The 24,513-nt window shown below is 68.4% G+C and carries 21 protein-coding genes; 9 read left to right on the forward strand and 12 right to left on the reverse strand.

Translation table 11 applies throughout. The features are described 5' to 3' along the window. Positions 1 to 18: 18 nt before the first annotated feature. Positions 19 to 1,431 carry an amidase gene (locus HLH48_RS08075; RefSeq protein WP_182996992.1) on the reverse strand — a complete coding sequence of 471 codons (1,413 nt, stop codon included), beginning with the start codon at positions 1,429 to 1,431 and terminating at the stop codon, positions 19 to 21. Positions 1,432 to 1,452: 21 nt separating this feature from the next. After that, a complete protein-coding gene (locus HLH48_RS08080) occupies positions 1,453 to 3,804 on the reverse strand; it encodes a TonB-dependent receptor (protein WP_182996993.1) in 2,352 nt (783 codons plus the stop codon). Positions 3,805 to 4,078: 274 nt separating this feature from the next. Between HLH48_RS08080 and HLH48_RS08085 the strand changes: the two genes are divergently transcribed. From HLH48_RS08085 to HLH48_RS08100, 5 genes are all read left to right on the forward strand, one after another. Next, a complete protein-coding gene (locus tag HLH48_RS08085) occupies positions 4,079 to 5,041 on the forward strand; it encodes a LysR family transcriptional regulator (RefSeq protein ID WP_182996994.1) in 963 nt (320 codons plus the stop codon). 32 nt (positions 5,042 to 5,073) lie between these two features. Further along, complete coding sequence (locus HLH48_RS08090) at positions 5,074 to 5,277, forward strand: DUF3311 domain-containing protein (protein WP_182996995.1); 204 nt, start codon at positions 5,074 to 5,076, stop codon at positions 5,275 to 5,277. Beyond that, positions 5,270 to 6,634, forward strand: coding sequence for a sodium:solute symporter family protein (locus HLH48_RS08095; RefSeq protein ID WP_182996996.1), 1,365 nt, complete (start codon positions 5,270 to 5,272; stop codon positions 6,632 to 6,634). Before HLH48_RS08090 ends, HLH48_RS08095 begins: the two co-directional genes overlap by 8 nt. An 86-nt stretch (positions 6,635 to 6,720) precedes the next feature. Continuing rightward, a complete protein-coding gene (locus tag HLH48_RS23540) occupies positions 6,721 to 6,843 on the forward strand; it encodes a hypothetical protein (protein WP_264812393.1) in 123 nt (40 codons plus the stop codon). A gap of 54 nt (positions 6,844 to 6,897) precedes the next feature. Beyond that, positions 6,898 to 8,271, forward strand: coding sequence for a bifunctional enoyl-CoA hydratase/phosphate acetyltransferase (locus HLH48_RS08100; RefSeq protein ID WP_264812394.1), 1,374 nt, complete (start codon positions 6,898 to 6,900; stop codon positions 8,269 to 8,271). Here HLH48_RS08100 and HLH48_RS08105 read toward each other — a convergent pair. The 4 genes from HLH48_RS08105 to HLH48_RS08120 all read right to left on the reverse strand — a co-directional run bounded on the left by HLH48_RS08105 (position 8,246) and on the right by HLH48_RS08120 (position 12,903). Continuing rightward, complete coding sequence (locus tag HLH48_RS08105; RefSeq protein WP_182996998.1) at positions 8,246 to 9,358, reverse strand: D-alanine--D-alanine ligase family protein; 1,113 nt, start codon at positions 9,356 to 9,358, stop codon at positions 8,246 to 8,248. The genes HLH48_RS08100 and HLH48_RS08105 overlap by 26 nt on opposite strands. A gap of 121 nt (positions 9,359 to 9,479) precedes the next feature. Continuing rightward, positions 9,480 to 10,253: a sulfite exporter TauE/SafE family protein gene (locus tag HLH48_RS08110; RefSeq protein ID WP_182996999.1), complete on the reverse strand. Its 774-nt coding sequence runs from the start codon at positions 10,251 to 10,253 to the stop codon at positions 9,480 to 9,482. 1 nt (position 10,254) lies between these two features. Continuing rightward, positions 10,255 to 11,937 (reverse strand): bifunctional protein tyrosine phosphatase family protein/NAD(P)/FAD-dependent oxidoreductase, encoded by a 1,683-nt coding sequence (locus HLH48_RS08115; RefSeq protein ID WP_182997000.1) that lies wholly within the window; start codon positions 11,935 to 11,937, stop codon positions 10,255 to 10,257. Positions 11,938 to 11,976: 39 nt separating this feature from the next. Then, positions 11,977 to 12,903 (reverse strand): MBL fold metallo-hydrolase, encoded by a 927-nt coding sequence (locus HLH48_RS08120; protein WP_182997001.1) that lies wholly within the window; start codon positions 12,901 to 12,903, stop codon positions 11,977 to 11,979. 95 nt (positions 12,904 to 12,998) lie between these two features. On the opposite strand from HLH48_RS08120, the gene HLH48_RS08125 reads away from it, so the two are divergent. Together HLH48_RS08125 and HLH48_RS08130 are read left to right on the forward strand one after the other, a co-directional pair. After that, on the forward strand, positions 12,999 to 13,658 hold the full coding sequence (locus HLH48_RS08125) for a peroxiredoxin (protein ID WP_182997002.1): 660 nt from the start codon (positions 12,999 to 13,001) through the stop codon (positions 13,656 to 13,658). Further along, positions 13,655 to 14,104, forward strand: coding sequence for an ArsR/SmtB family transcription factor (locus HLH48_RS08130; protein ID WP_182997003.1), 450 nt, complete (start codon positions 13,655 to 13,657; stop codon positions 14,102 to 14,104). The genes HLH48_RS08125 and HLH48_RS08130 overlap by 4 nt, the downstream gene beginning before the upstream one ends. A 114-nt stretch (positions 14,105 to 14,218) precedes the next feature. Here HLH48_RS08130 and HLH48_RS08135 read toward each other — a convergent pair whose 3' ends face one another. From HLH48_RS08135 to HLH48_RS08150, 4 genes are all read right to left on the reverse strand, one after another. Beyond that, on the reverse strand, positions 14,219 to 14,668 hold the full coding sequence (locus HLH48_RS08135) for a GNAT family N-acetyltransferase (protein ID WP_182997004.1): 450 nt from the start codon (positions 14,666 to 14,668) through the stop codon (positions 14,219 to 14,221). A 295-nt stretch (positions 14,669 to 14,963) separates the two neighbouring features. Then, positions 14,964 to 16,421 carry an efflux transporter outer membrane subunit gene (locus HLH48_RS08140; RefSeq protein ID WP_264812396.1) on the reverse strand — a complete coding sequence of 486 codons (1,458 nt, stop codon included), beginning with the start codon at positions 16,419 to 16,421 and terminating at the stop codon, positions 14,964 to 14,966. A 2-nt stretch (positions 16,422 to 16,423) separates the two neighbouring features. Further along, positions 16,424 to 17,599 carry an efflux RND transporter periplasmic adaptor subunit gene (locus HLH48_RS08145; protein ID WP_182997005.1) on the reverse strand — a complete coding sequence of 392 codons (1,176 nt, stop codon included), beginning with the start codon at positions 17,597 to 17,599 and terminating at the stop codon, positions 16,424 to 16,426. Beyond that, positions 17,592 to 20,777 (reverse strand): efflux RND transporter permease subunit, encoded by a 3,186-nt coding sequence (locus HLH48_RS08150; RefSeq protein WP_182997006.1) that lies wholly within the window; start codon positions 20,775 to 20,777, stop codon positions 17,592 to 17,594. Before HLH48_RS08150 ends, HLH48_RS08145 begins: the two co-directional genes overlap by 8 nt. Positions 20,778 to 21,181: 404 nt before the next feature. Here HLH48_RS08150 and HLH48_RS08155 point away from each other — a divergent pair, with 404 nt between their 5' ends. Next, complete coding sequence (locus HLH48_RS08155) at positions 21,182 to 22,105, forward strand: AraC family transcriptional regulator (protein WP_246387142.1); 924 nt, start codon at positions 21,182 to 21,184, stop codon at positions 22,103 to 22,105. Between the two features lie 57 nt (positions 22,106 to 22,162). On the opposite strand, the gene yghU is transcribed toward HLH48_RS08155, so the two are convergent. Continuing rightward, entirely contained in the window at positions 22,163 to 23,038 is an 876-nt protein-coding gene (yghU, locus tag HLH48_RS08160; RefSeq protein WP_182997007.1) for a glutathione-dependent disulfide-bond oxidoreductase, read from the reverse strand. An 84-nt stretch (positions 23,039 to 23,122) separates the two neighbouring features. Then, entirely contained in the window at positions 23,123 to 23,755 is a 633-nt protein-coding gene (locus HLH48_RS08165) for a glutathione S-transferase family protein (RefSeq protein WP_456305408.1), read from the reverse strand. Between the two features lie 113 nt (positions 23,756 to 23,868). Between HLH48_RS08165 and HLH48_RS08170 the strand changes: the two genes are divergently transcribed. Next, positions 23,869 to 24,513 (forward strand): TetR/AcrR family transcriptional regulator, encoded by a 645-nt coding sequence (locus HLH48_RS08170; protein ID WP_182997008.1) that lies wholly within the window; start codon positions 23,869 to 23,871, stop codon positions 24,511 to 24,513.

Below are 24,513 nucleotides of genomic sequence, written 5' to 3' on the forward strand. Positions count from 1 at the left end.
CCTTGTGCGATGGGACGGTCAGGCGAGGGAGGGGGGCTGGACGGAGTCTCCCGGCCAGTGGGGTATGCGTCCATATTCGCGTTCGAACCAGCGCCCCAGGCGGATAGCCTGGAGATCGGCGAAGCGGCGCGTGACGATTTGCAGGCCGATGGGCGTGCCGCTGCGCGAGACGCCGCAATTGAGGGTCAGGGCCGGCTGTTCGGACATGTTCCACGGCAGGGTGAAGGCGCAATGTTCGAACGGCCGCGACGGGTCGTTGGTCGGCGAGGCCCAGTCGGCGGGAAAGGAGAGGTTGGGCGTGGTGGGGGAGATGACCACGTCGACCTCGTCGAACAGGGCGGCGCAGGCCCGGCGCAGGGTGAAGGTGCCGCCGAAGCCGCGCGCGGCCTCCGCGCCGGTTACCCGGGCGCCCGCGCTGACCCATTCGAGGATGTAGGGCAGGATGCGTTCGCGCCGTGCGTCGGGCAGGCGGCGGACCTCGTCCCAGAATTTGGCGCGCCAGAAGACGTCGATCCCGTCGAGGATCTCGCGCGTGAGGACGGGTGGGGCGTCGGCCACCAGGGCCCCGGCGCGGGCGAACAGGGTGGCGGCGTTTTTTACGGCGGCGGCGATTTCGGCATCGACCGGCAGGCCGCAGCCGGCATCGAGCATCACGCCCACGCGCAGGCCTCGCGGTGGCAGGGGCGCGGCCGCCCAGTCGATGGCCTCGTAGGGCAGGGAGGTGGCATCGCGCGGGTCCGGCAGGGTGAGCGGCCCCATGGCCAGCGCGGCGTCCGCCATGTTGCGGGTGATGGGGCCGGCGCAGCGGCCGGTGTAGTAAGGGTCGATGGGGATGCGGCCCAGCGTGGGTTTGAAGCCCACCGTGCCGCACCAGGCAGCGGGCAGGCGCACCGAGCCGCCGATGTCGGTGCCGACATGGATGGGCCCGTAGCAGGCCGCCGTCGCCGCCGAGGCCCCGGCGGAGGAGCCGCCGGGATTGGTGGCGAGGTTCCATGGATTGCGCGCCAGCGTGTGGAAGCTGGACAGTCCCGAGGACAGCATGCCGTAGTCGGGGATGGTGGTCTTGGCGAAAATGATGGCCCCGGCCTCGCGCAGGCGCGCGGCGCAGGGGGCGTCGGCCGGGGCCGGAGTGCGTTCGACCGCCGCGGTACCCAGCGGCACCGGGTCGCCGGCGGTGGCGATCAGTTCCTTGACCGTGACGGGGATGCCGTCGAGCGCCCCCATGGGCCTGCCCTGCCGCCAGCGCGCGGTCGCGGCGGCGGCCTGGATCTCGGCCTGTTCGGGGCGCCACAGATAGAGCGCGCCGAGTGCCGGTTCCCACCTGGCGATATGGGCGTTGAGCGCGCGCATCACCTCGGTGGGCGTGAACGCGCCACTGGCGTAGCCGGCGAGCAGTTCCGTCGCGTCGCACGCGAAGAGGGGTTTCGTCATCACAGGCGCCCTGGACCGGTATCAGTAGGAAATGACGGCACGGACACCCCAGGTCGCGGGCATGCCGGCGAGGGCGACCGTATCGCCGTTGACGAAATAATTGCGTTCCACGTCATAGCGTTTGTTGAAGATATTGTTGCCGAAGGCCGCGACCGTCCAGCGGTTGTTCCTGGGACCGAAGGCGAGGTTGGCGCCCCAGAGCGTATAGCCCGCGACATTGTACAGCGACCCGAACAGCGAGCGGTAGGTGGAGCGTAGCGCATAGTTCATGCCCGCCGTGAGCGCGTAGTCGCCCATGGACCAGCGATAGGACGCCGAGCCGTTGAGCGTGAGTTTCGGTGCCGGCAGGCTGTCGCCCTTGCGGCTGGCATAGACGCCGACATAGGTGCCATTGATGCGGTCGGCCCGCAGGACGGAGTAGAAATTGTCGAACTGGCCGATGGCCCAGCCGCCGGACTGGGTGAGGGTCAGGCCGGGCAGGGGCGACCATTCGGCCTCGAACTCCAGGCCGTAGAGGTGGGAATGAGGCGCGTTGACGATGGAGCCGACGAGCCCGGTCTGCGGATTGACCACGGCGGACTGAATCTGCTGGCCATGATAGTCGTAATAGAACGACGAGATGTTCAGCCGCAGATTCTGTCCTGGCAGGTCGACTTTGTTGCCCAGTTCCCACGCGTCGAGGGTTTCGGCCTTGAAGGGCTTGGTGGAGACCTGTGGTGCCGCGGTGTTGTAGGTGGTGAAGCCGCCCGATTTGATGCCGTGGCTGTAGGAGACATAGAGCATGTCGTGGCGGACGGGAGTGTACTGGATCGAGAATTTCGCAGACGGCCGGGTATAGTCGTAATGCTGGCGCGGGCCGAACGGCGCGTTGCCGGGGTCCGACCCGCTGAGCATGTAGGACTGGAAATCATAGAGGCGGCGTGATTCGTGCTCGACCCGGACGCCGCCGGTGATGGAGAGCGTGTCCAGCAGCCGGTAGGTGGCCTGGCCGAAGCCGCTGATCGTGTTGACCATCTGGGAATATTTCACCACGCGGTCGAAGCCGTAGGAATCCATGAAGCCCGAATGGTACTGATCGGACAGATACTGGTTGGAATAATAGAGGCCCGCCACCCAGGACAATCGCGACGGGCCGCGTGAGGTGAAGCGCAGTTCGTTGGAGAACACGTTGGCGCGGGACTGGTAATAGACATCGGCGATGGCGAGGGACGAGGCGTCGTAATTGTCGTATTCCTGGCGCGCGGCGGCGTCGTAGCTGGCCAGTTCCGTCAGGCGGAACCCGGTGAAATCCTGGTCGATGCGCAGGGACAGGCCGCCGGTGTCGATGTGCGAGAACGGCTTGCTGTCGGGGCTGATGCCGATTTCGCGCGCGAATTGCGGAGACGTGCCCCAATGCGCGATATCGCGGTCGGTATCGGCCGGGTAGATGGGATAGGCATTGCCGTAGAGGATGTTGAGCGACCGGAGCGGCGAATAGAGATGCAGGCCGTTGGCGTCCGACCGGTCGCGGCCGCCATGGATGTTGAGCGTGACCTTGAGGCTGTCGGTGGGGGTGGCCTCGGCGATCAGGCGGGCGGCGGCGCGATCGACATTGCCCAGGCGGTCGCCCCGGTCGTCATGCTGCCAGGCGCCGCCCTGCTGGGTCTGCCCCGACAGGCGGACCTTGATGAAATGGCCGAGCGGGCCTGAAAGATAGCCCTCGACCTTGCCGGCATCGAAACGGCCGTACTGGGCGTTGAGCCCCGCATGGAAACTGTCGGTCGGGTGGTTGAGAATATAGTTGATGGCGCCGCCCGTGGTGTTGCGGCCGTACAGCGTGCCCTGGGGGCCGCGCAGGATTTCCACCCGGCTGATATCGAACATCATGCCGTTGCTGGCGAAGGGCACCGGGTTGGCGACTTCGTCGAGATAGATGCCGACGGTCGGGGCGTTGTTGCTGGCATAATCGTTGAAGCCCACGCCGCGAATGGTGAAGGAGGGCTGGCCGCTGCCGAACTGGGGCGTGACCTGCAGCGAGGGCGTGAGATATTGCAGGTCGAACACCGTGTTGACGTTGCGGGTCGCCAGGTCCTTGCCGGTGATGACGGCGATGGAACTGGCCACGTTCTGCACGTTCTGGCTGCGGCGATCGGCGGTGACCGTAATCTGTTCCAGCCGGCTGGCGCCCGGGACGGGCTGGGGCTGTGGCGCCGGGGGCGTGCGGGCGGCGCGGGCCGGCCGGGTGCCGGCGGTTGCGCTATCCGGTGCCGGGGCGGCGGCGGCGGCGCCTGTCGAGCCCACGCACAGGATGGTGGACAGGGCGGCACGCAGCGGCAGGCGGATGGCGCGGGGGCGGAAAGATCCGCCGGGTGCGATCAGATTCACGGGAGGCATGCGCGGTGTCTCCGGGTTGGCCGATGTCGGCATGGGATGATGCGATGCGGCATGGTTGCATAGTCGAAATGAGATGCGTGAGCTCGAAAAGCGGAGCAGAGTGGGTCGGTTTCCGTAGCACCCCGGCGATGCGTGGTGGTGTATGACGGGTGGAGGGAACAGGACGCGGGGCACGGCGCAATAACGGTTGCCTCGCCGGGCGGTCTGTTTCACATTGTTATTGAATCATAACGATATAGCGCGCTGCGCGTCAGACTGTTTCCGGGTGGCTGTCATGGACATGAAAGCCCTGAGTGTTTTCATAGAGGTTGCGCGCACGGGGTCGCTGCGGCAGGCCGCCCAGCTTCTGGGCATGTCGCCGGCCGCCGTGGCGCGCAAGCTGGACCATCTGGAATATTATTTTCGCACCCAGCTGCTCGACCGCTCGCCCAGCGGCATGGCGCTGACGGCCGCCGGGGAATTGCTGGCCGATCGGGCGCGGCTGACCCTGGGCGACATGGATACCACCCGGCAACTGATCGACGACCTGCGCGGCCTGCGGCGCGGCAGCGTGTGCATCTATGCCGGCGGGGCGCTGGTGTCCGAGCTTCTGGTGCCGATCCTGACCGACATCCATGACCATTATCCGGGCCTGCGTTTCCGGGTCAGCGAGGGGCGCACCCAGGAATTGTTCGAGGCCCTGCGCCATGGCGAGGCCGATCTGGGGGTTGCCATCTTCTCGCCCGAGAGTGCCAGGCCCTATGTGCAGGCCAGCACGCCGCTGGACCATGCCGCGATCATGGGGGCCGATCACCCGCTGGCGACGATGAGGGGGGTGAGCCTGCGCGATATCGTGCGTCATCCGCTGGCGGTGCCCGATGCGTCCTATTCCGTGCGGCAGGAGGTCGAGCGGGTGGCGCGGAACAACGGATTGAGTATCGACCCCGTTTTCGTCACCGGGTCGCTGATCGTGCAGAAGGAACTCGCCTTGCAGGGACGGGCGGTGCTGATCCTGCCGCCGGATTGCTTTCGCCGCGAGATCGAGGCCGGATCGCTCAGGAGCGTGCCCTTGCTGGGGGACGATCGGATCAGCACCAGCCTGGATGTGTGCCGCCACCCCGAACGCGCCCTGACCTATGCCGCGCGTGCCCTGAACGCGGCGCTGCTGGAGCATGTGCGCCGACGGGAGAAGGGGATGGGCGGGGTGGCGCCATGCTGGCAGGATAGGCGCGGGGCCGGCCTGCGATATCAGGCGTGAGCGCGTGTCGGCGCCATGGGAAAGGAAGACGCATGAGGGATATCTGGCGCGGCGTGCTGGGGATCGGCGTGCCGTTCGGCGCGATCGTGGGTCTGTTGCCGGTGCTGGGGGCGAGCCGGATGCTGATCTTCGGGATGCCGCTGGTCGTGTGCTGGCTGTTCGGCTGGTTCTTCCTGACCGCGCTGTGCATGGCTGTCGTCTGGGTGGTTTTCGATCGCGGGCGCGACGATGGCTAGCATCGTCTTCTTCCTGGTCATTCTGCTGTCCGTCCTGGTGGCGCTGTTCTCGCGGCGCGGCCATGCGCACCAGGACAGCCGCGATTTCTTCGTCGCGTCCGGCCAGTTCGGCGGGATCCTGGTCTTCATGCTGGCGGTGGGAGAAACCTACAGCATCGGCAGCATCATGGGGTTTCCGGCGGCGGCGTACAGCGCCGGCACGTCGTTCATCATCTGGTTCCTCGGCTATATCCTGCTGGCCTATCCGGCCGGCTACTTCATCAACCCGCTGATCTGGCGGGTGGGGCGGGATTTCCAGGCGCTGACCATGGCCGACCTGTTCCATGCCCGCTTCGGCAGCCGGGGGCTGGAGCGGCTGGTGGTGCTGACCGCGATCCTGTGCATGCTGCCGTTCGGCGAATTGCAGTTCGTCGGGTTGCTGCGCGTGATCGACCAGTTCCACTGGGCGCTGCCGGAGCGATGGACGATCGTCGCCGCCGCCTGCCTGACCTTTGCCTGGATCATGCTGTCGGGCATCCGCGCCCCGGCCTATGTCTCGGTCATCAAGGACAGTCTGGTGCTGATCGCGGTGACGGTGGTGGGGCTGGCGGCCCTGCGGGCCGGGGGGACGACGCATCTGCCGGCGGTGGCGTGGACCGGCCATCCGGTGACGGCGCGGGACCAGATCTATGCGCTGTCCACCATTCCGCTCCAGGCCGTGGCGTTCTGCGTCGCGCCGCAGACGGTGGCCTTCGTGTTCACCGCGCGCTCGGTGCGGACGGTGCGGCGCAACCAGATCGTCATGCCGCTCTACATGGTGATGTTTCCGTTTCTCTACCTGGTGGCGCTGTATGCGCGTTCGGCGGCGCTGCCGGTGCCGGGGCCCAACGCGGTGTTCATGGTCGCGGCCGGGGCGCTGCTGCCGGGCTGGATGGTCGGGCTGGCCGCCGGCGCCTGCGCGCTGTCGGCGCTGGTGATCCTGGCCGGCACCTGCCTGGCCATCGGCCCGCTGGTGTCGCGCAACCTGCTGCATGGCCTGTCCGATGCCGGGCAGCGGCGGGGGGCGCAGGCGGTGATCGCCGGCTATCTGCTGTTCTCGATCCTGGCGGCGGGGCATCTGTCGGGCCTGATGGTGACGCTGACCAGCTTCTATTACCTGGGGGTGTCGCAGTTCATCCCCGGTATCGCCGCCATCATCTGGCGCTGGCCGGTCTCGGCCCGCGCGCTGGGGGCCGGGCTGGCGGTGGGCGACGCGGTGGCCATGGGGGGCGCGCTCGCGGGCTTTCAGCCGGCGGGACTCAACATGGGCATGGTCGGCCTGGTGGCCAACCTGCTGGTCGTGGTGGCGGTCCAGCGGCTGGAGCGACGACCAGCGTAATGTTTGACATCCGTCAAATCGGCGGGGCGCCGGTCGATGTTATGATAAACCCGGCGGATCCTCGCGCGGATGGCGCCGCCGCTTCGGTGCCCTGGCCAGGGGCGTGGGTCCGTCCCGCGGCCGGAGGGCGGCCCGAGGACGCGGCGCGGGTCCTGCGCGCGCAGTATCGCACCATCCTGACCACCCATGACGCCGGGGCGCGGCCGTGACCGGGATCGGCGCGAGCCTTTCTGTCGTTCGGCCCTTCCAGAGGAATGAGACTGGTGGAGAAAACCCAGGAGCTTGTGACCAACCGCCTGTTCAAGGACATCGCGGTCGGCGAGACGGCGGACCTGACCGAGATCCTGACCCGGGACGATGCCGACCTGCTGGGCGGCTGGCGGCCCGACGGGGCGGGCGTGGAGGCGGATGCCGTCTCGCAGTCGGTGGCCAGCATGTGGATCGGCATCCTGGTCATGCGGCTGGTCAGCACGTGCTTTCCCGGTGTCGGCAGCGTGGTGCGGGGTTATGCGCTGACGTTGGAGGGCGGTGGACTGGCGGTCGGCGACCGGGTGGTCGTGACCTGCCAGGTGGTGGGCAAGCACGATACGGATCCGCTGCTCGACCTGACCTTCGTCTGCGTGCGGCAGGATGGGGGCGAGGTCGCGCGCGGCACGATGCGGATCCAGGCGCCCGAGGCCCCGCAATCGGTGGTCATGGCCTGTTCGTCGTTCGAGCATATCGTCACCCGTCGCCGTTTCCGTGCCCTGTGCGAGAAGGCGGCCGCGTTGCCGGTGCTGCCGGTGGCGGTGGCCTATCCCTGCGACGACCTGTCGCTGCGGTCGGCCTGCGACGCGGCCCGGCGCGGGCTGGCGCGGCCGATCCTGGTCGGGCCCAGGGCGCTGATCGAGTCCGTCGCCGGGGAATCCGGCCTGTCGATCGACGGGCTGGAGATCGTCGAGGCGGCGGACCCGGCCGCTGCCTCGGCCCAGGCGGTGGCGTTGGTGCGCGCGGGGCGGGCGCGGATGCTGATGAAGGGCGCGGTGCATACCGACGTGCTGCTGCACGAGGTGGTGGCGCGGCAGACCGGCCTGTGCGCGGAGCGGCGGCTGAGCCATGTCTTCGTCATGGACGTGCCGTTCCATGACCGGCTGCTGATGATCAGCGACGCGGTGGTGAATATCGCGCCCGACGTGCGGGCCAAGCACGACATCGTGCAGAACGTGATCGATTTCGCGCATGTGCTGGGGCTGGCGGAGCCGCGCGTGGCCGTTCTGTCGGCGGTGGAGACCGTCAACCCGGCGATCCAGTCGACGCTGGACGCGGCCGTGCTGTCGAAGATGGCGGATCGCGGGCAGATCACCGGCGGCATCGTCGACGGGCCGCTGGCCTTCGACAACGCGGTGAACCGGAATGCCGCGAAGGTCAAGCATATCGATTCTCCCGTGGCCGGACGGGCGGATATCGTGATCGTGCCCACGCTGGAGGCGGGCAACATGCTGGCCAAGGAACTGTCCTTCCTGGCCGGGGCGGATGCCGCCGGCGTGGTGCTGGGGGCCAGGGTGCCGGTGATCCTGACCAGCCGCGCGGATTCCGAGCAGGCCAGGCTGACCTCCTGCGCCATCGCGCTGATCATGGCCCATGGCGCCGCCGCGTGAGCGTGCCGCGGCGTTCGCCTTCGTCGGCGCGGGCCAGGCCGTGGGCGATCAGGCGTTCGATGATCTCGGCGTAGCGCACGCCGCTGGCCTCCATGGCCATGGGATACATGCTGATGTCGGTGAAGCCGGGGATCGTGTTGACCTCGTTCACCACGATCGTCATGTCCGCGGTCAGGAAGAAATCGACGCGGGCCATGCCGTCGCAGCCGAGGGCGCGGAACGCTTCGGCGGCGATGGCGCGCAGCCTGGCTTCGACCTCCCGCGGCAGGTCGGCGGGCACCGTCAGGACCGCGCCGCCGGCATCGATATATTTCGCGTCGTAGCTGTAGAAGCCGTGGTTGGCCGAGGGGACGATCTCGCCGGGCCGGGAGACGAACAGCGCGCCCGTGGCATCGTCCAGCACGCTGCATTCGATCTCGCGGCCCGTGATGCATTGCTCGGCCAGCAGGCGGCTGTCGTGCCGGAACCCCTCGGCCACGGCCGGCGGAAATTCCTGGCTGCCGGAGATTTTCCGCACGCCGACGGAGGAGCCCTGGCGCGCCGGCTTGAGGAAAAACGGGAGCCCGATCGTGCTTTCCAGCGTCGCGAGATCGGGTACCGCGCCCTGGCGGATGGTGATGGAGCGGGCGACCGGAAGGCCGCTCGCGCGGAGGAGCTGCTTGGCGATCACCTTGTCCAGCGCGGTGGCCGAGCCGAGGATGCCGCAGCCGGCGAGCGGCACCCGCGCCACGTCCGCCATGCCCTGCACCGAGCCGTCCTCGCCATGGAGGCCGTGCAGCACCGGGAACAGGATGTCGATCTGTCCGGCCTCGACCGCGCGGCCGTCGGGGCCGATCGCGAGCATGCGTCCGTGGCCGCCGGGGAGGAGGCAGATCTCGGTGCCGGTTTCGGGCGTGGAGAGCGCGCCGGAGGCGAACCGGCTCATCAGCCATCGGCCGTCGCGCGTGACGAAAATCGGCGCCGCGGCGTATCGCGCGGGGTCCAGGGCCTTCATGACGTTGGTGGCCGACAGCACGGAGACCGCATGCTCGGTGGAGCGGCCGCCGAACAGCACGGCGACGCGCAACCGGGGTGAGGGGGCTGGCATGGGACCTCCTGGCGCCGCGTGAACGTCGTTTATTGGAAAGCGGAATCGATTCGATTGAAAGAGCCACTTCCCGGACAGGTCGTGGGCCAGCCGGACGACGGAGCGATGGCCGCGCGGTGCGTCAGAGGCCGCGCCAGATCATGTAGGCGGCGACGCAGAAGATGACGCCGGAGAAGAAGACGGTCAGGGCGCCCGTGGTGCCCGCCATGGCCCGGGCGGCGCGCAGGCCGCCGAAACTGCCGGCGATGCCGCCGATGATGAACAGCAGGGCGAGGTTCCAGTCGATCAGGCCGGAGGCCATGTAGCTGATGGCGGTGCTGGCGCCGAAGGCGGCGACGGCGACCAGCGAGGTGCCGATGGCGTTGAGGATCGGCATGCCGGTGGAGGCGACCAGCGCCGGCACGATCAGGAACCCGCCGCCGATGCCGAAAAAGCCCGACAGCAGGCCGGTGCCGAGGCCCGAGGCCATGACGCGGGCCATGTTGTCGCGATTGCAGGCGGCGCCGGGGCAGCCCTGGTTGCGGCGCCCGCGCAGCATCAGCACGCCGACCACCACCATCAGCAGCGCGAAGCACAGCAGCAGGCGGCGCCCGTCCATCGCCTTGCCCAGCGTGGCGCCGGCCAGGGCGCCGGCCACGCCGCAACTGGCGAAGATCGCGGCGCATCGCCATTTGACGGTGGCCGCCCGCGCGTGCTGCGCCACCCCGGCCAGGGCGTTGACCGCCACCGCCAGCGCGCTGGTGCCGATGGCGACATGCGGGTTGGCGACGCCGACGACATAGACCATCAGCGGCACCGCCAGAATCGATCCGCCGCCGCCGATCAGCCCCAGCGTGAAGCCGACCAGGACGCCGGAGAGGATTTCCAGCGCCAGGTGGGCCAGGTGGGCGTGCATGTCAGGCGCCCGGGTTCGTTCGGGGCGCCACCATCAGTTCGTGCCCGCGCAGCATGGCGTGCCAATAGAGCGGGGGCATGACCCTTTCCTTGAGGAACCATGCCAGGCGCGTGGGTTGCGTGCCGCGCAGCAGCCACGGCGGCAGGGTCGGCTCCAGCTTTCCGCCATAGCCGAATTCGGCCAGCACGATCCGCCCGCGTTCCACCGTCAGCGGGCAGGCGCCGTAGCCGTCATAGGTGGCGACGGGCGCCTTGCCGTCCAGCGTTGCCAGGACATTGACCGCCACCACGGGGGCCTGCTTGCGCACGGCGGCGGCGGTCTTGGCGTTGGAGGTGCCGGCGACGTCGCCCAGGGCGAAGACATCGGCGAAGCCGGTGTGGCGCAGGGTCGCGGGATCGACGGCGACGAAGCCGTCGGCGCCGGCCAGCGGGCTGGTGGCGACCACGGCGGGGGCGACCTGGGGCGGGACGGCGTGCAGCATGTCGAAGCCGCGTTCGATGCGGGTCGTGCCCTCGGTGGTCGTGCGTTCGAAGGTGGCCATGCGCCGGTCGCCATCGACCGCCACTAGCCTGGAGCGCAGGGTCAGCTCGATGCCGTAGCGTTCGATATAGGCCATCAGCGGGGGCACGAAGGCGGGTACGCCGAACAGGGCGGGTGTCGCGGTGTCGAACGCGACCGTCATGTCCTTCAGCGCGCCGGCGCGACGCCAGGCATCGCAGGCCAGGTACATCGCCTTCTGCGGCGCGCCGGCGCATTTGATCGGCATCGGCGGCTGGGTGAACAGGGCGGTGCCGCGTGCCAGGCCCCGCACCAGCTTCCAGGTATAGGGTGCGAGGTCGTAGCGGTAGTTGGACGTGACGCCGTTGCGGCCGAGCGTTTCCTCCAGCCCCGGGATCGCCCGCCAGTCCAGAGTCAGCCCCGTGGCGACCACCAGCACGTCGTAGGACAGCGTGGCGCCGTCATCCAGCGCGACCTCGTGGCGGTCGGGCCGGAAGCCGGCCACGGCCTGGCGCACCCAGGTCGCGCCCGAGGGGATCAGGCCCTCTTCGGGGCGTTTCGTCTGTTCGGCGGTGAAGACGCCGCCGCCGACCAGGGTCCAGCCGGGCTGGTAGAAATGCGTGGCGGAGGGCTCGATGATGGCGACGGAGATGCCGGACCGGCGGCGCAGGATGCTGGCGGCGGTGGCCAGGCCCGCCGCGCCGCCGCCCGCGATCACGACATTGAAATGCCGGCCCGGCTTTGTCCCGGTCGCGGGGGCGGCTTGGCCGGCGGTCGCCAGGCGCGGTTCCAGCGGTGACAGGTCGATGCCGGCGGACCGGCCCGCCGCGAGGATGGCGTCGGCCGGCATCGTGCCCGCCTGCGCCAGCGCCCAGAGCCGGGCGGCCCGGCCGCCGCCCTGGCAATAGGCCAGCACCGGGCCCGGCATGGTGTCCAGCGCCGCGCGCATGGCCCGCACCGCGGCCTCGTCCGGCGTGCTGCCCGACGGGACGGGGATGGCGACGAAGGCCAGCCCCCGGTCGTGCGCCGCGCGCGCGATGTCTCCGGCCGGGGGCTGGCCGGCTTTCTCGCCGTCCGGACGGGCGCAGACGATCGCCTTGAACCCCGCGTCGGCGGCCTGGTCCACGTCGGCGGCCGACAATTGGGGAGAGACGGAAAACTGGGGTGTCAGGGAACGGAAGGACATCGGTGGCGGACCTCGGGGGACGGAAGGAGAGGGGACGGATCAGAGCGTGTCGATCGGGATCTTGATGTAGCGCGTGCCGTTGGATTCCGGCGCCGGCAGGCGGCCGCCGCGCATGTTGACCTGCACTGACGGCATGATCAGGTTGGGCAGGGAGAGGGTGGCGTCGCGCGCGGCGCGCATGGCGGTGAAACTGTCCTCGGCCACGCCGTCATGCACGTGGATGTTGCCCTGGCGTTCGGCGCCGATCGTGGTTTCCCACGCGAAATGGTCGCGGCCGGGGGCCTTGTAGTCGTGGCAGAGGAACAGGCGCGTCTCGTCCGGCAGCGACAGCAGGCGCCGGATCGAACGGTAGAGCTGGCGGGCGTCGCCGCCGGGGAAGTCGGCGCGCGCCGTCCCGTAATCGGGCATGAACAGCGTGTCGCCGATGAAGGCCGCGTCGCCGATGACGAAGGCCATGTCGGCGGGCGTGTGGCCGGGGACGTGCAGCGCGATCGTGGGGATGCGGCCGATGGCGAAGTGGTCGCCGTCGCGGAACAGATGGTCGAACTGCGAGCCGTCGCGCGCGAATTCGGTGCCGGCATTGAAGATCTTGCCGAACACGTCCTGCACGCGGACGATCTCGGCCCCGATGCCCAGCCTGCCGCCGAGCTGCTGCTGCAACCAGGGCGCGGCCGACAGGTGGTCGGCATGGGCGTGGGTTTCGAGCTGCCACTGCACATGCAGCCCCTCGGCGCGGACGTAATCGACGATGCGCTGCGCCGAGCGGTGGCCGGTCCGGCCCGAGGCGGCATCATATTCCAGCACGCTGTCGATGATCGCGGCGTCGCCGGTCGCGGGGTCATGCACGACATGGCTGGCGGTGAAGGTTGCCTCGTCGAAGAAGGTCCGCACCGTCGGGCGGGGGATGGTTCCCTGCTTCGCATCTTGGATCTGGGACGCGGCTGCGGCCAGTGCGGGGTCGGACATCGGGATTCTCCTGACAATTAACGAAATTCATTAATTATCGTTTCATGGTTTATTTAATAATTAAACTGTCTTGCGTCAAGCCGGATCGTCCTTTTATGAAGGGGCGTATGATCGATCCTGTTCCTCTCCCCCGCGTCGCCGTGCCGCCGAAGATCGGGGATGCCGCGCCGGATTTCACCGCCCGGACCACGCAGGGCCGGCTGCGGCTGAGCGACCTGCGCGGGCGGTGGGTGCTGCTGTTTTCGCATCCGGCGGATTTCACGCCCGTCTGCACCAGCGAGTTCCTGGCCTTCGCGGCGTCGTTCGAGCGGTTCCACGCCTTGAACTGCGCCCTGCTGGGCCTGTCGGTGGACAGCCTGTCCGCGCATCTGGCGTGGGTGGAGGCGATCCGCGCCCAGTTCGGGGTGACGATTCCCTTTCCGATCATCGAGGACCCGTCGATGGCGATCGCCCGGGCCTATGGCATGCTGGACGCGACGGCGGAGAGCAGCGCCACCGTCCGGGCGGTGCATGCGATCGACCCCGAGGGGGTGATCCGCGCCATTATCTGGTATCCGATGTCGGTCGGCCGGTCGGTGGCGGAAATGCTGCGGCTGGTGGCGGCGTTGCAGAAGGTGACGACGGAGGACGTGCTGACGCCGGAGGGCTGGATGCCGGGCTGCGACACCGTGCTGCCCGCCGTCCAGACCCAGCGGGACGCGGTGGCGGCCGGGCCGGCCTGGTTCCTGCGGACGCGGCCGGATACCGGCGTGTGAGCGGCCTGACGCCGGACGAGGCCGGGAGGCTGGCCGAGCGGCTGAAACTGTTCGCCCAGCCGCAGCGGTTGCGGATCCTGTCGCTGCTGCTTGGCGGGGCGCGTGCCGTCAGCGTGCTGGAGAGCGAGACCGGCATCGGGCAGCCGGTGCTGAGCCAGCAGCTTGGCGCGCTGCGCCGGGCGGGGGTTTTGCGTTGCGAGAGGGAATCCCGTTCGATCGTCTACAGTTTCCAGAATGACGTGGAAATGGAGCGGGCGCGCGGGTTGCTCGGGCTGCTGGAGGCGCCGGGCGATGGTCGCGCGGCATCGGCGTGGCGGCGCGGGATGCCGGCGACGCGGGAGGAGGCCGGCGCCGTGTTCGCGCGCGTGGAAGGGCGCGAGGGGGTTGAACAGGGCGTCGGCGCCCTGTCCGCTCGGCCCATGAATGACGAGGGGTGGAGCGGGTGATGGCGGCGGGCTGGCTCCGCTGCCGATCGAGGCATGGGCGCGGATGCCGTGCGGTCGGTCTACAGGACCGAAACCTCCGCCGATGGGATCACGCGAACGGTTTTGGGGCCGGCGTCATCGGTTGGTGATCCAGAGGGCCATTCCTCTTGCATCCGGCAAGACATTCTCGAAACCGAAACGTTCGTAAAGCTGCCAGGCGTCCGCGTTGGCTATCAGGCTGACATAGGTTTCGGCGGGAACGGTGGCGCGTATATGGCGCATGATCGCGTCCACGATCGCGGACCCGATTCCTCGCCCCTGATGGGCGGGATCGACGGCGATGTCGACGATATGGATAAAGAGCGCGCCGTCGCCGATCATCCGTCCCATTCCGACGATGTCGGAATCATGCGCGACATGCACGCCATGGAGCGTATGGGGCAGGCCCGCCCTGGCCGCGCGCAGGCTGCGCGGGCTCAGACCGCTTGTTTCACGCAGGCGGCAATAGGTCGCGGCGTCGGGCGGCCCCGCGCGGAAGGCGTATCCCGCGGGCAGGGGAGGGTCGTTTTGGAGGCCGAAAGACATGAGGGCTGTTTCCTTGGAGAAATTTCCCCATCGTCAGCCTGATCGATCGCTCGGATAAAATGACTCGATGCAAGCCGACTGATGCGGCTTGAGTCATGAAACGAGACCTTACGCCGCTCCGGAAACGGAGCGCCACCAGGAACCGATTGCGGTGGTGATTGCGTGGGTCATGCTTTCATCCCTGCCATAGTCGGAATTTTTACGCAATTGCGGATGGTGGACCCCGCCGTCTTTCGCTGGAGCGCGGCGTTCCGGCGGACGGCGGGTGATCGGCTGCCCCGCGAGCGGGGCGGGATTACAGGATATGGCCCATGGCCGAGGCGGTCGGGCGGGGCGGCACGGTGCTGGTCCAGCCGCCGCCCAGGGCCTTGTACAGGGTGACGCTGTTGGCCAGGGTCTGGAGCTGCGTGGTGATGCCGCCGAGGCGGGCGGTGTACAGGTCTCGCTGCGCGATCAGGGTGGAGAGGTACGGGTCGTAGCCCGCGCGGAAGCGCGTGATGGCCAGGTGGTATTGCCGGTCGTTGGAGGCGATCAGGGCGTTCTGGGCCTGGAGCTGTTTCAGATAGGTGTCACGGCCGGCCAGGGCGTCGGCGACTTCGCGGAACGCGGTCTGGATCGTCTTTTCGTAGCGGGCGATTTCCTCCTTCCTGCGGGCTTTCGCGATGCGGAGCTGGGCCGTCAGGCGGCCGGCGTCGAACAGCGGCAGCGTGATCTGGGGTGCGACGTTCCAGGCGCCCATGCCGCCCTGGAACAGGCGGGTGATGTTGTTGCTGGCGGTGCCGTTGGCCGCCGTGATCTGGATCTTGGGGAAGAACTCGGCACGGGCCGAGCCGATATCGTCGTTGGCCGCGCGCAGTACGTCCTCCGCCGAGAGGATGTCGGGGCGGCGGGCGATCATGTCCGACGGCAGGCCGGCGGGGATTTCGGGAAAGGCCGTGACGGCGTCGAGCGATGTGAGGGATTGCAGGGCCCGCGTCGTGGCGTCGTCCAGCGGGGTGCCGACCAGCAGCGTCAACTGGTCCAGGGCCTGGGCGCGTTGGCGCGTATAGACCTGCAAGCTGGTTTCGGTGTCGTGCAGCGCGGATTCCGCCTGTGCCACGTCCAGCGCCGTGACCGTGCCGGTCAGGGCCGCCTGCCGGACCAGGTCGTAGGTGCGCTGGCGGCTGTCCAGCACCTGCTGCGTGACCAGAACCGCCTGGTTGTCGGCCACCCAGGTCAGCATGCCCGACGCCACGGCGGCGATCAGGCTGAGCTGCATGTTCTCGCGGTTGAGGGCGTCGGCCATGTAGCGGTCGAACGCGGCCTGCGAGGCGCTGCGGATGCGGCCCCACAGATCGACCTCGTAGGCCGAGACGCCGAAGCCCACCGCGTATTGCCGCATGAAGAACGCGCCGTTGGTCTGCGACAGGCTCCAGATCTTGGCATATTCCTTCTGGACGTTGGCGAGCGCGCCGCCGTTCAGGGTGGGGAACAGGGCCGCGTTTTCGATGTCGAACTGCGCGCTGGCGGCCTCGACCTGATGCTGGGCGATCCGCAGATCCTGGTTGTTGGCCAGGGCCTGGTCGATCAGGCGCCGCATCACCGGGTCGCGGTAGAAATGCCGCCAGTCGGGCTGGCCGATGCCGCCAGCCGCCGCGTTGCCGCCGGGCCATGCCGCGGCGATGACGGGGGCGGGGCGGTGATAGGCCGGGATCATGGTGCAGCCGGTCAGCAGCAGGGCAACGCCGGCGGCGAGGAATCGGGTGGGCCGCACCGTCAGGCTCCCTTCGTTTCGGCATCTTGGTGGGGGGCGACGGGGCTGCCGTCATGCAGGGCGGAGGGGGGGTGGACCACCAGTTGGCTGCCGTCGGGCAGGCCGCCGAGGATTTCGATCCGGTCGCCGTAATCGCGCCCCACGGCGACGTGGCGGATGGTGACGCGGTTGTCGGGCGAGACCGTTGCGACCGACAGCCCGTCGGCCTCGTAATTCAGGGCTTCCGCCGGGATCAGCGTGACGCCGGCCGTGCGCGGCAGGTCGAAATGGATGCTGGCGTAGAGGCCGGCCGCCAGGCGGCCGTCCGGATTGTCCAGTTCGATTTCCACCGGCAGCATGCGGCTGTCGCGTTCCAGCGCGTGGCCGGTGCGGGTGACGGTGCCGGCGACGCGCAGGTCGGGCCGCGCGGGCAGCGAGAGCGCGGCCTGGGTGCCGATCGCGATGCCGGTGGCCTGGTCCTGCGGCACGTGGACGCGCACGCGCAGGCGGTCGGTGCGCGCCACGGTGAACAGCGGTGCCGCCTGGACGTTGTCGGCGTTGACCAGATCACCGACCTCGACCGTGCGGGCGGTGACCACGCCGTCGAAGGGCGCGGTGACGGTGGTGTAGGCCTGGCGCTGGGCCATTTCGGCCAGGGCGGCGCGGGCGGCGTCCTGTTCGGCCAGGCGGGCCTGCTGGGTGATGCGATCGACATCGAAATTCTGCCGGCTGACGGCGCCGCCGCCGACCAGGCCCGCCGAGCGCCGCGCCGTGACGCGCGCCAGGTCGAGGTCGGCCTGGGCCTGGGCCAGGGCGGCCTGTGCATGGGCGACCTGCCGGTCCAGTTCCGGGGCGCGGATGATCGCGAGTACCTGGCCGGCCTTGACCGGGGTGCCGATATCGACGAACCGCTTTTCGACATAGCCCGAGGCGCGGGCGCCGATCGCCGCGGTTTCCAGCGGGGCGGTCTCGCCCGGGAGGTCCAGCGCGACCGGGGAGCGGTCGGCGTGGACGATCATCGTCCGCACCTCCGGCACCTGGTCGCGGCGGGTGTCGGCCAGCGCCCGCACGGCGCGGGCGCGCTCGACATGCGTCACCGCGCCGTAGCCCAGCAGGGCCGCCAGGCCGAGGCCGATCGCGGTGCCGGTCGCGCGGCCGCCGCGCGAGGGGGGAGCGGACGGGGAAGAGATGTCAGACATCGCTGTAATCCTCAAGCAGACGGCTCTCGCGCCGGCGCAGGCGGCTGTAGAGCCAGGGCACCACGAACAGCGTGGCGCAGGTTCCCACCATCAGGCCGCCGATGACGGCGCGGCCCAGCGGCGCGTTCTGTTCGCCGCCGTCGCCCAGGCCGAGCGACATCGGCAGCATGCCGATCACCATCGCCAGCGAGGTCATCAGGATCGGGCGCAGGCGCGCCTGCCCGGCGGCGATGGCGGCCTCGGCCGCCGAGTGGCCGTCGGCGCGGCGTTCCTTGGCGAAGGTGACGAGCAGGATCGAATTGGCGCTGGCGACGCCGACGCTCATGATCGCGCCCATCAGGGACGGGACCGAGAAGGTCGTGCCGGTGACGAACAGCATGAACACGATGCCGCACATCGCGCCCGGCAGGCCCAGCACCACCACGAACGGATCCATGAAGGACTGGAAATTGACCACCATCAGCAGGTAGACCGCCAGCGCCGCGACCATCAGCCCGATGCCCAGCCGGCCGAAGGCCGAGCGCATGCTGTCGATCTGGCCCTGCACCGTGATGGTGTTGCCGGGCGAGAGCTGGCCGCGATGACGGGCGACGATCCGGTCGATGGCGCGGGCGATGCCGCCCAGGTCGCGCCCTTCGACGCTGGCGTCGATATCGAGCACCGGCTGGATGTTGCTGTGCGAGATCACGTTCTGTGCCATGCCGCGCGTGATCGTGGCGACGTTGCCGAGCAGGGCGGGCGTGGCGCTGGCGCCCCTGGCGGGCGAGACGACCGTATCGAGCAGGTCGCCCAGGCCGTTGACGCGATATTGCGGGGTCTGCACCGCCAGCGGATACTGGATGCCGGTGGCGGGATCGACCCAGAAATTGGGCGTGACGGTGTTGGACGAGGCCATCGAGACCATGACGTTGCGCGCGACGTCGTTGAGCGTCAGGCCCAGGTCGTCGGCCCGTGTCCGGTCGACGGCGATCAGCAGTTCGGGGGCCGCGATCTGCTGGTGCAGATGCACGTCCACCAGGCCGGGGATCTGCGCGGCCTCGCGCAGGATCTCGCGCATCACCTTGCGGTTGTTGGCCTGGTCGTAGCCGGCGATGCGGATATCGACCTGGGCGGGAATGCCGAAATTCAGGATCTGGGTGACGATGTCGGCCGGCTGGAAATAGAACACGCAGTCGGGGAAGCGCCGGGCCAGTTCGGTACGCAGCGTGCGCATGTAGTCGGCGGTGGGGCGGTGATGTTCCTTCAGCGCCACCATGATCTGCCCGTCATTGGGGCCGATCGTGGTGCCGTCGTCGAACGGCATGGAGTAGCGGAACGGGATGCCGATATTGTCCAGCACCAGGTCGCGCTCGCTGGCCGGCACGATCTGGCGGATCGTGTCCTCCACGCGGTCGAAGATCCTCTCGGTGGTTTCGATCCGGGTGCCGGCGGGGGCGCGGACATGCAGGCGGAATTCGCCGGCATCGATGGTCGGGAAGAAATCCTGCCCGACCTGGCTGGCGAGCAGGCTGGCGGCCGTCAGCATGATGCCCGCCAGCGCCGGCACCTTCCACGAACTGGCGATCAGGCGGCCGAGCAGGGCGATATAGCGGTCGCGCAGCCGTTCGAAATGGTGGTCGAACCGCTGGCCGAAGCGGACGATCGGGCCTGGCGGCAGGCCGGCGTCGCGGCGCCGGCGGGCCTGTTCTTCCTCCGCGCCCAGCAGCAGGGCGGCCAGGATCGGCACCAATGTCCGGCTGATGGCATAGGAGGCGAGCATGGCGTAGACCACCGCCAGCGCCATCGGCGTGAACAGGAAGCGCGACGGGCCGGTCAGGAATTCCACCGACACGAACACGCAGGAAATGGCCAGCGTCGAGACCAGGGTGGGCAGCGCGATGCCGGCCGCGCCATCCAGCACGGCGCGGCGCAGCTCCGCGCCGTCATGGCGGATGCGGTGGATGTTCTCGATCGTGACCGTGGCGTCGTCGACCAGGATGCCGACGGCCAGCGCCAGGCCGCCCAGGGTCATGAGGTTGAGCGTCTGGCCCGTCATGGACAGGATGGCGATCGAGGACAGGATGGCCAGCGGGATCGAGGCCGCGACGATCAGCGTCGAGCGCCAGCTTGACAGGAAGACCAGGATCATCGCCGCCGTCAGCAGGCCGGCGATCACGGCCTCGGACGCCACGCCGGAGATGGCGGCCTTGACGAAGACCGACTGGTCGAACAGTTCGTCGATCTTCATGCCCGGCGGGGCGGCGGCGCGGGTGACGGGCAGCACCTTGTCGCGGATGGCGTTGACCACGTCGAGCGTGGAGGCGTTGCCGGCCTTCATGATCGACAGCAGGACCGAGCGCCGCCCTTCGCGGCGCACGACGTTCTGCTGCACCGCCGTGCCGTCGCGCACCTGCGCCACGTCGGCGATGCGCACGATGGCGCCGGTCTTCGGGTCGCGCTTCAGGGGCACCTGGTTCAGTCGCGCGGCCACGTCGGGCATGCCGTTGATGCGCAGGTCGTATTGCGTGGGGCCGAACTTCGTCGTGCCGGCGGGCAGGGTCAGGTTCTGCGCGTTGACGGCGTTGGACACGTCGAGCGGCGTCAGCCCCAGGCCGGCCAGCCGCGTGCTGTCGATATCCACCATCACCTGGCGGATCTTGCCGCCATAGGGGGGCGGCAGCAGCGTGCCGGGGATCGGCGCCAGTTGCTGGCGGACGCGATAGACGCCGTAATCGTAGAGTTCGCTCTCGGTCAGCCTGTCGGAGGACAGGGAGAGCTGCAAGACCGGCACCGACGAGGCGCTGTATTGCATGATGATCGGCGGCTGGACGCCCGGCGGGAGGAAGGCGCGGATCGAGTTCGTGGCCGACACGGTCTGTGCCACGGCCAGGTCGACATTCACCCCGGGCTGGAAATACAGCTTCTGCAAGACCAGGCCCGGCGTGGTCTGGCTTTCGATGGTGCGCAGGTTGTTGACGAAGAAGCTTTCGGAAAACTCGGTATAGGTGCTGAGGCGTTTTTCCGTTTCGGCCGCGTCCAGCCCGTCATAGTACCAGACGACCGTCACCACCGGGATATCGATGGCGGGAAAGACGTCGGTGGGCGTGCGGAAGAGCGCCGTGACCCCCATGAGCAGGATCAGGACGCCCGCGACGAAGAACGTATATGGCCGTCGGAGCGCGAATGCGACGATACCCATAGGGTCTCTCTATGCGATGGATGGAGGAGCGAGGTGCGCTCCGGAGATGCCGGGTGGGCCCGTCCGCCATCGTGGCGTCCTGTCGATTATCAGACCGATACGGAGGGCGCCCGGCGCAGGCTTGCGGGGATCATGCAACCCTTGGCGGGACGGGTGGTAGAGCGATCCGCCCCGGTTATTGCATGATCCTGCATGATGGGTGCGGCAATGTGAAAAAGCCGCAATGCGCGTTGTGATTACGTGACTGTATATGAATATGAAATTTATTATTTTTTGTGGGCTTCCGTTCCACGGTAATACGATTCGATCAAATGCTTGCACGATCCGCGCGGAGGGGAGGAATGTTCTCGGTGATCGGATCGGATATGCGGTATGGGGACCGGGAAGCTGGCGAGGAGGGAAGGATGATGCAAGACCTGCTTGATCGTCTGCGCGACGCGATCGAACGGCATTGCGTGAAGCCGAGCACGAACACGGTGCTGCCCGGCCTTCTGCTGTTTCGGGCCGAGGCCCCGACCACGCCCATGGACCTGGTGTATGAACCGCGCTTCTGCCTGATCGTGCAGGGCAGCAAGCAGGTCATGCTGTGCGACCAGACATTCGATTACGATGCCAGCAAATATATGGTGACGGCCGTCGACTTGCCGGTGACCAGCCACATCACCCATGCCCGCCCGGACGAACCCTACCTGGCGTTGTGCCTGACGCTGGACCCGGTGCAGATTGCCGACGTGCTGCTGGAAATGCAGCACGGTCAGGCCGGAGAATCGTTGCATTGTTCGCGTTGCATGGTCGTCAGCGACCTGACGCGGCATATCCTCGACCCGGTGACGCGGCTGGTCGGGTTGCTGGACGAGCCGGGCGACATGGCGTTTCTGCGGGACTCGATCGTGCGGGAACTGCTCTATCGTTTGTTGCAGGGGCCGCAGGGGGGCGTGCTGCGGCAGATCGCCACCGCGGGCAGCAATCTGTCGCATCTGAACCGGGCGATCGCGTGGATCCGGACGCATTATGCGGAGGCGTTCGATATCGCGGAAGTCGCGCGACTGGCGGCGATGAGCCCGTCTTCCTTCCATCGTCATTTCCGCGCGGCCACCATGATGAGCCCGCTGCAATATCGCACCCGGCTGCGCCTACAGGAGGCGCGGCGGCAGTTGATGAGCGGAGGGGTGGATGCGGCGGAGGCCGGCTTCGCGGTGGGGTATGACAGCCCGTCGCAATTCAGCCGGGAATATCGGCGGATGTTCGGCAGCCCGCCGGCGCGCGATGCGCAGAGGATCCGGGCGGAAAACGCGGTCGGCGCGCGGGAGCTTGAACTGGCGGAATGAGGGGATACGCCCCCTTCTTCGCATGAAGGGGGCGTGCCCTGCGCGGTGTCGCGGGGGTTATCCGGCCTGGTCGAGCTTGTCCTGCGTCCTGGTCTGGAAATCGCCGGCGTCGTGGCGTTCGCGCAATTGTTCCGACGGCTCGCCGCTCATGCGGTTGACCATGCGGCCGCGCTGGACGGCCGGGCGGTCCAGCAGGCGGTCGGCCCAGGCTTGAAGGTGGGTGTAGTCCTGCACGCTCAGGAATTCCGCCGCGCCGTAGAGCCAGCCTTTGACCAGGCCGCCATACCAGGGGAAGATCGCCATGTCGGCGATGGTGTAGGTGTCGCCCGCGATATAGGGGGTTTCCGCCAGCCGGCGATCCAGCACGTCGAGCTGGCGCTTGGTCTCCATCGCGAAACGGTCGATGGCGTAGGCGATCTTGTGCGGTGCGTAGGCGTAGAAATGCCCGAGCCCGCCGCCCAGATAGGGGGCGCTGCCGACCTGCCAGAACAGCCAGTTGAGACATTCCGTGCGCCCGGCGAGGTCCTTCGGCAGGAAGGCGCCGAATTTCTCGGCCAGGTAGAGCAGGATGGAGCCGGATTCGAACACGCGGAGCGGCTCCGGCCCGCTATGGTCGACCATGGCGGGGATTTTCGAATTCGGGTTGACGGCGACGAAGCCGCTGCCGAACTGGTCGCCGGAGCCGATATTGATCAGCCAGGCGTCGTATTCGGCGCCCGCATGGCCGGCTTCCAGCAATTCTTCCAGCAGGATCGTCACCTTTACGCCGTTGGGGGTGCCGAGCGAATAGAGCTGGAGCGGGTGGCGGCCGACGGGCAGCGCCTTGTCATGGGTCGGACCGGCGATGGGGCGGTTGATGGCGGCGAAATGGCCGCCGTTCGCGCTGTTCCATGTCCAGATCTTCGGCGGGGTGTAGTCGGTCGGGTCGGTCATCGTGGAACTCCGGGTCAGGCGGCGGGGGGATAGTTCGAGGGGAACAACGCGCGCAGGGCGCGTTCGTCGGTCGCGGTCTTGAAATCATGGTCCTGGCCGACGGCGCGCGCGCGCGATCGCCGGGCGGGCATCGATGGCCTGGAAATAGCGGTCGAGATGCGGCCAGGGGGCCAGCGTGTCTTCCGCGCCCTTCAGGATCCGCGGGGCGCGGTCGAGCCAGCCCCAGGCCGACATGTCGGCGATCGTGTAGCTGTCGCCGACGAGATATTCCCGCTCCGCGAGATGATCGTTCAGCACCTGATAGTGCCGTTCGGTCTCGCGCCGGTAGCGGTTGAGGGCGTACGCCTGGTCCTGGGGGGCGAAATACTGGAAATGGACCGTCTGGCCGGAAAAGGGGCCCAGCCCGGTGGCGATGAACATCAGCCAGGACAGCAATTCCGGCCGGTCGGCGGGCGTGCCGAGAAAGCGGCCGGTCTTTTCGGCGAGGTAGAGCAGGATGGCGGTGGAATCGAAGACGCGCGCCGGGCCGCCGCCCGGCCCGTCGGGATCGACGATCGCCGGGACCTTGCCGTTGGGGTTGATGGCGCGGAAGGCCGGGTCGTGCTGCGCGCCCTCGCGGGTATCGACCGGGACGACCGTGTAGGGAAGGCCGGTTTCCTCGAGCAGCAGCGCGACCTTCGCGGGGTTGGGCGTGGGATGGAAATAGAAACGGATCATGGTGCCTCCGCTTGCCTCGCGCATGGGCGATGCGTTTTAGTATGAGCGTTCTATAATGACGCGTCGGGCCGCGTGTGGCAAGATCGCGTGGCAAAGCCTGCATGGATGATGGAATGGCGCGGCCCCGGGAATTTGATGAGGATGCGGTGCTGGACGCGGCGGTCGCGTGCTTCTGGCGGCATGGTTTCGATGCGACCTCGATCCGGGACCTGATCGGGGAGACCGGATTGACGGCCGCGAGCCTGTACAATGCGTTCGGCGACAAGCGGTCGCTGTTTCGGCTGGCGCTGGAACGGTACATCGAGGGAGGGATCGGCCAGCGTCTGGCGCGCTACCAGGAGGTGTCGCCGCTGGAGGGGGTGCGCGGCTATCTGCGCGACGTGGTGGAGCGCTCGCTGAACGATCCGGCCAACAAGGGCTGCATGGTCGTGAACGCCGCGCTGGAATTCGCGACGCGGGACAGCGAGTTCCGGCCGATGATCGCCGGGACGTTCGCCCGGATCGAAGCGTTCTTTCTGGACTGCGTGCGGCGGGGGCAGCACGATGGCAGCGTCACGCGCGCGCTGGCGGACGAGGATCTGGCCCGGCATTGCCTGGCGGTGCTGATGGGGGTGCGGGTGCTGGCGCGCATTCGCCCCGAACGGGCGGTGCTGGACGGCGCCGTGGCCGCCCTGCTGCGGTCGCTGGAGGCGCGGCCGGATGAGGGGTTGTTGATTTCCCGCAACGACCATGCGGAAATACGGCCGGACACGCCTTGA

This window comes from Gluconacetobacter sacchari (assembly GCF_014174255.1).
Classification (GTDB): Bacteria; Pseudomonadota; Alphaproteobacteria; order Acetobacterales; family Acetobacteraceae; genus Gluconacetobacter; species Gluconacetobacter sacchari.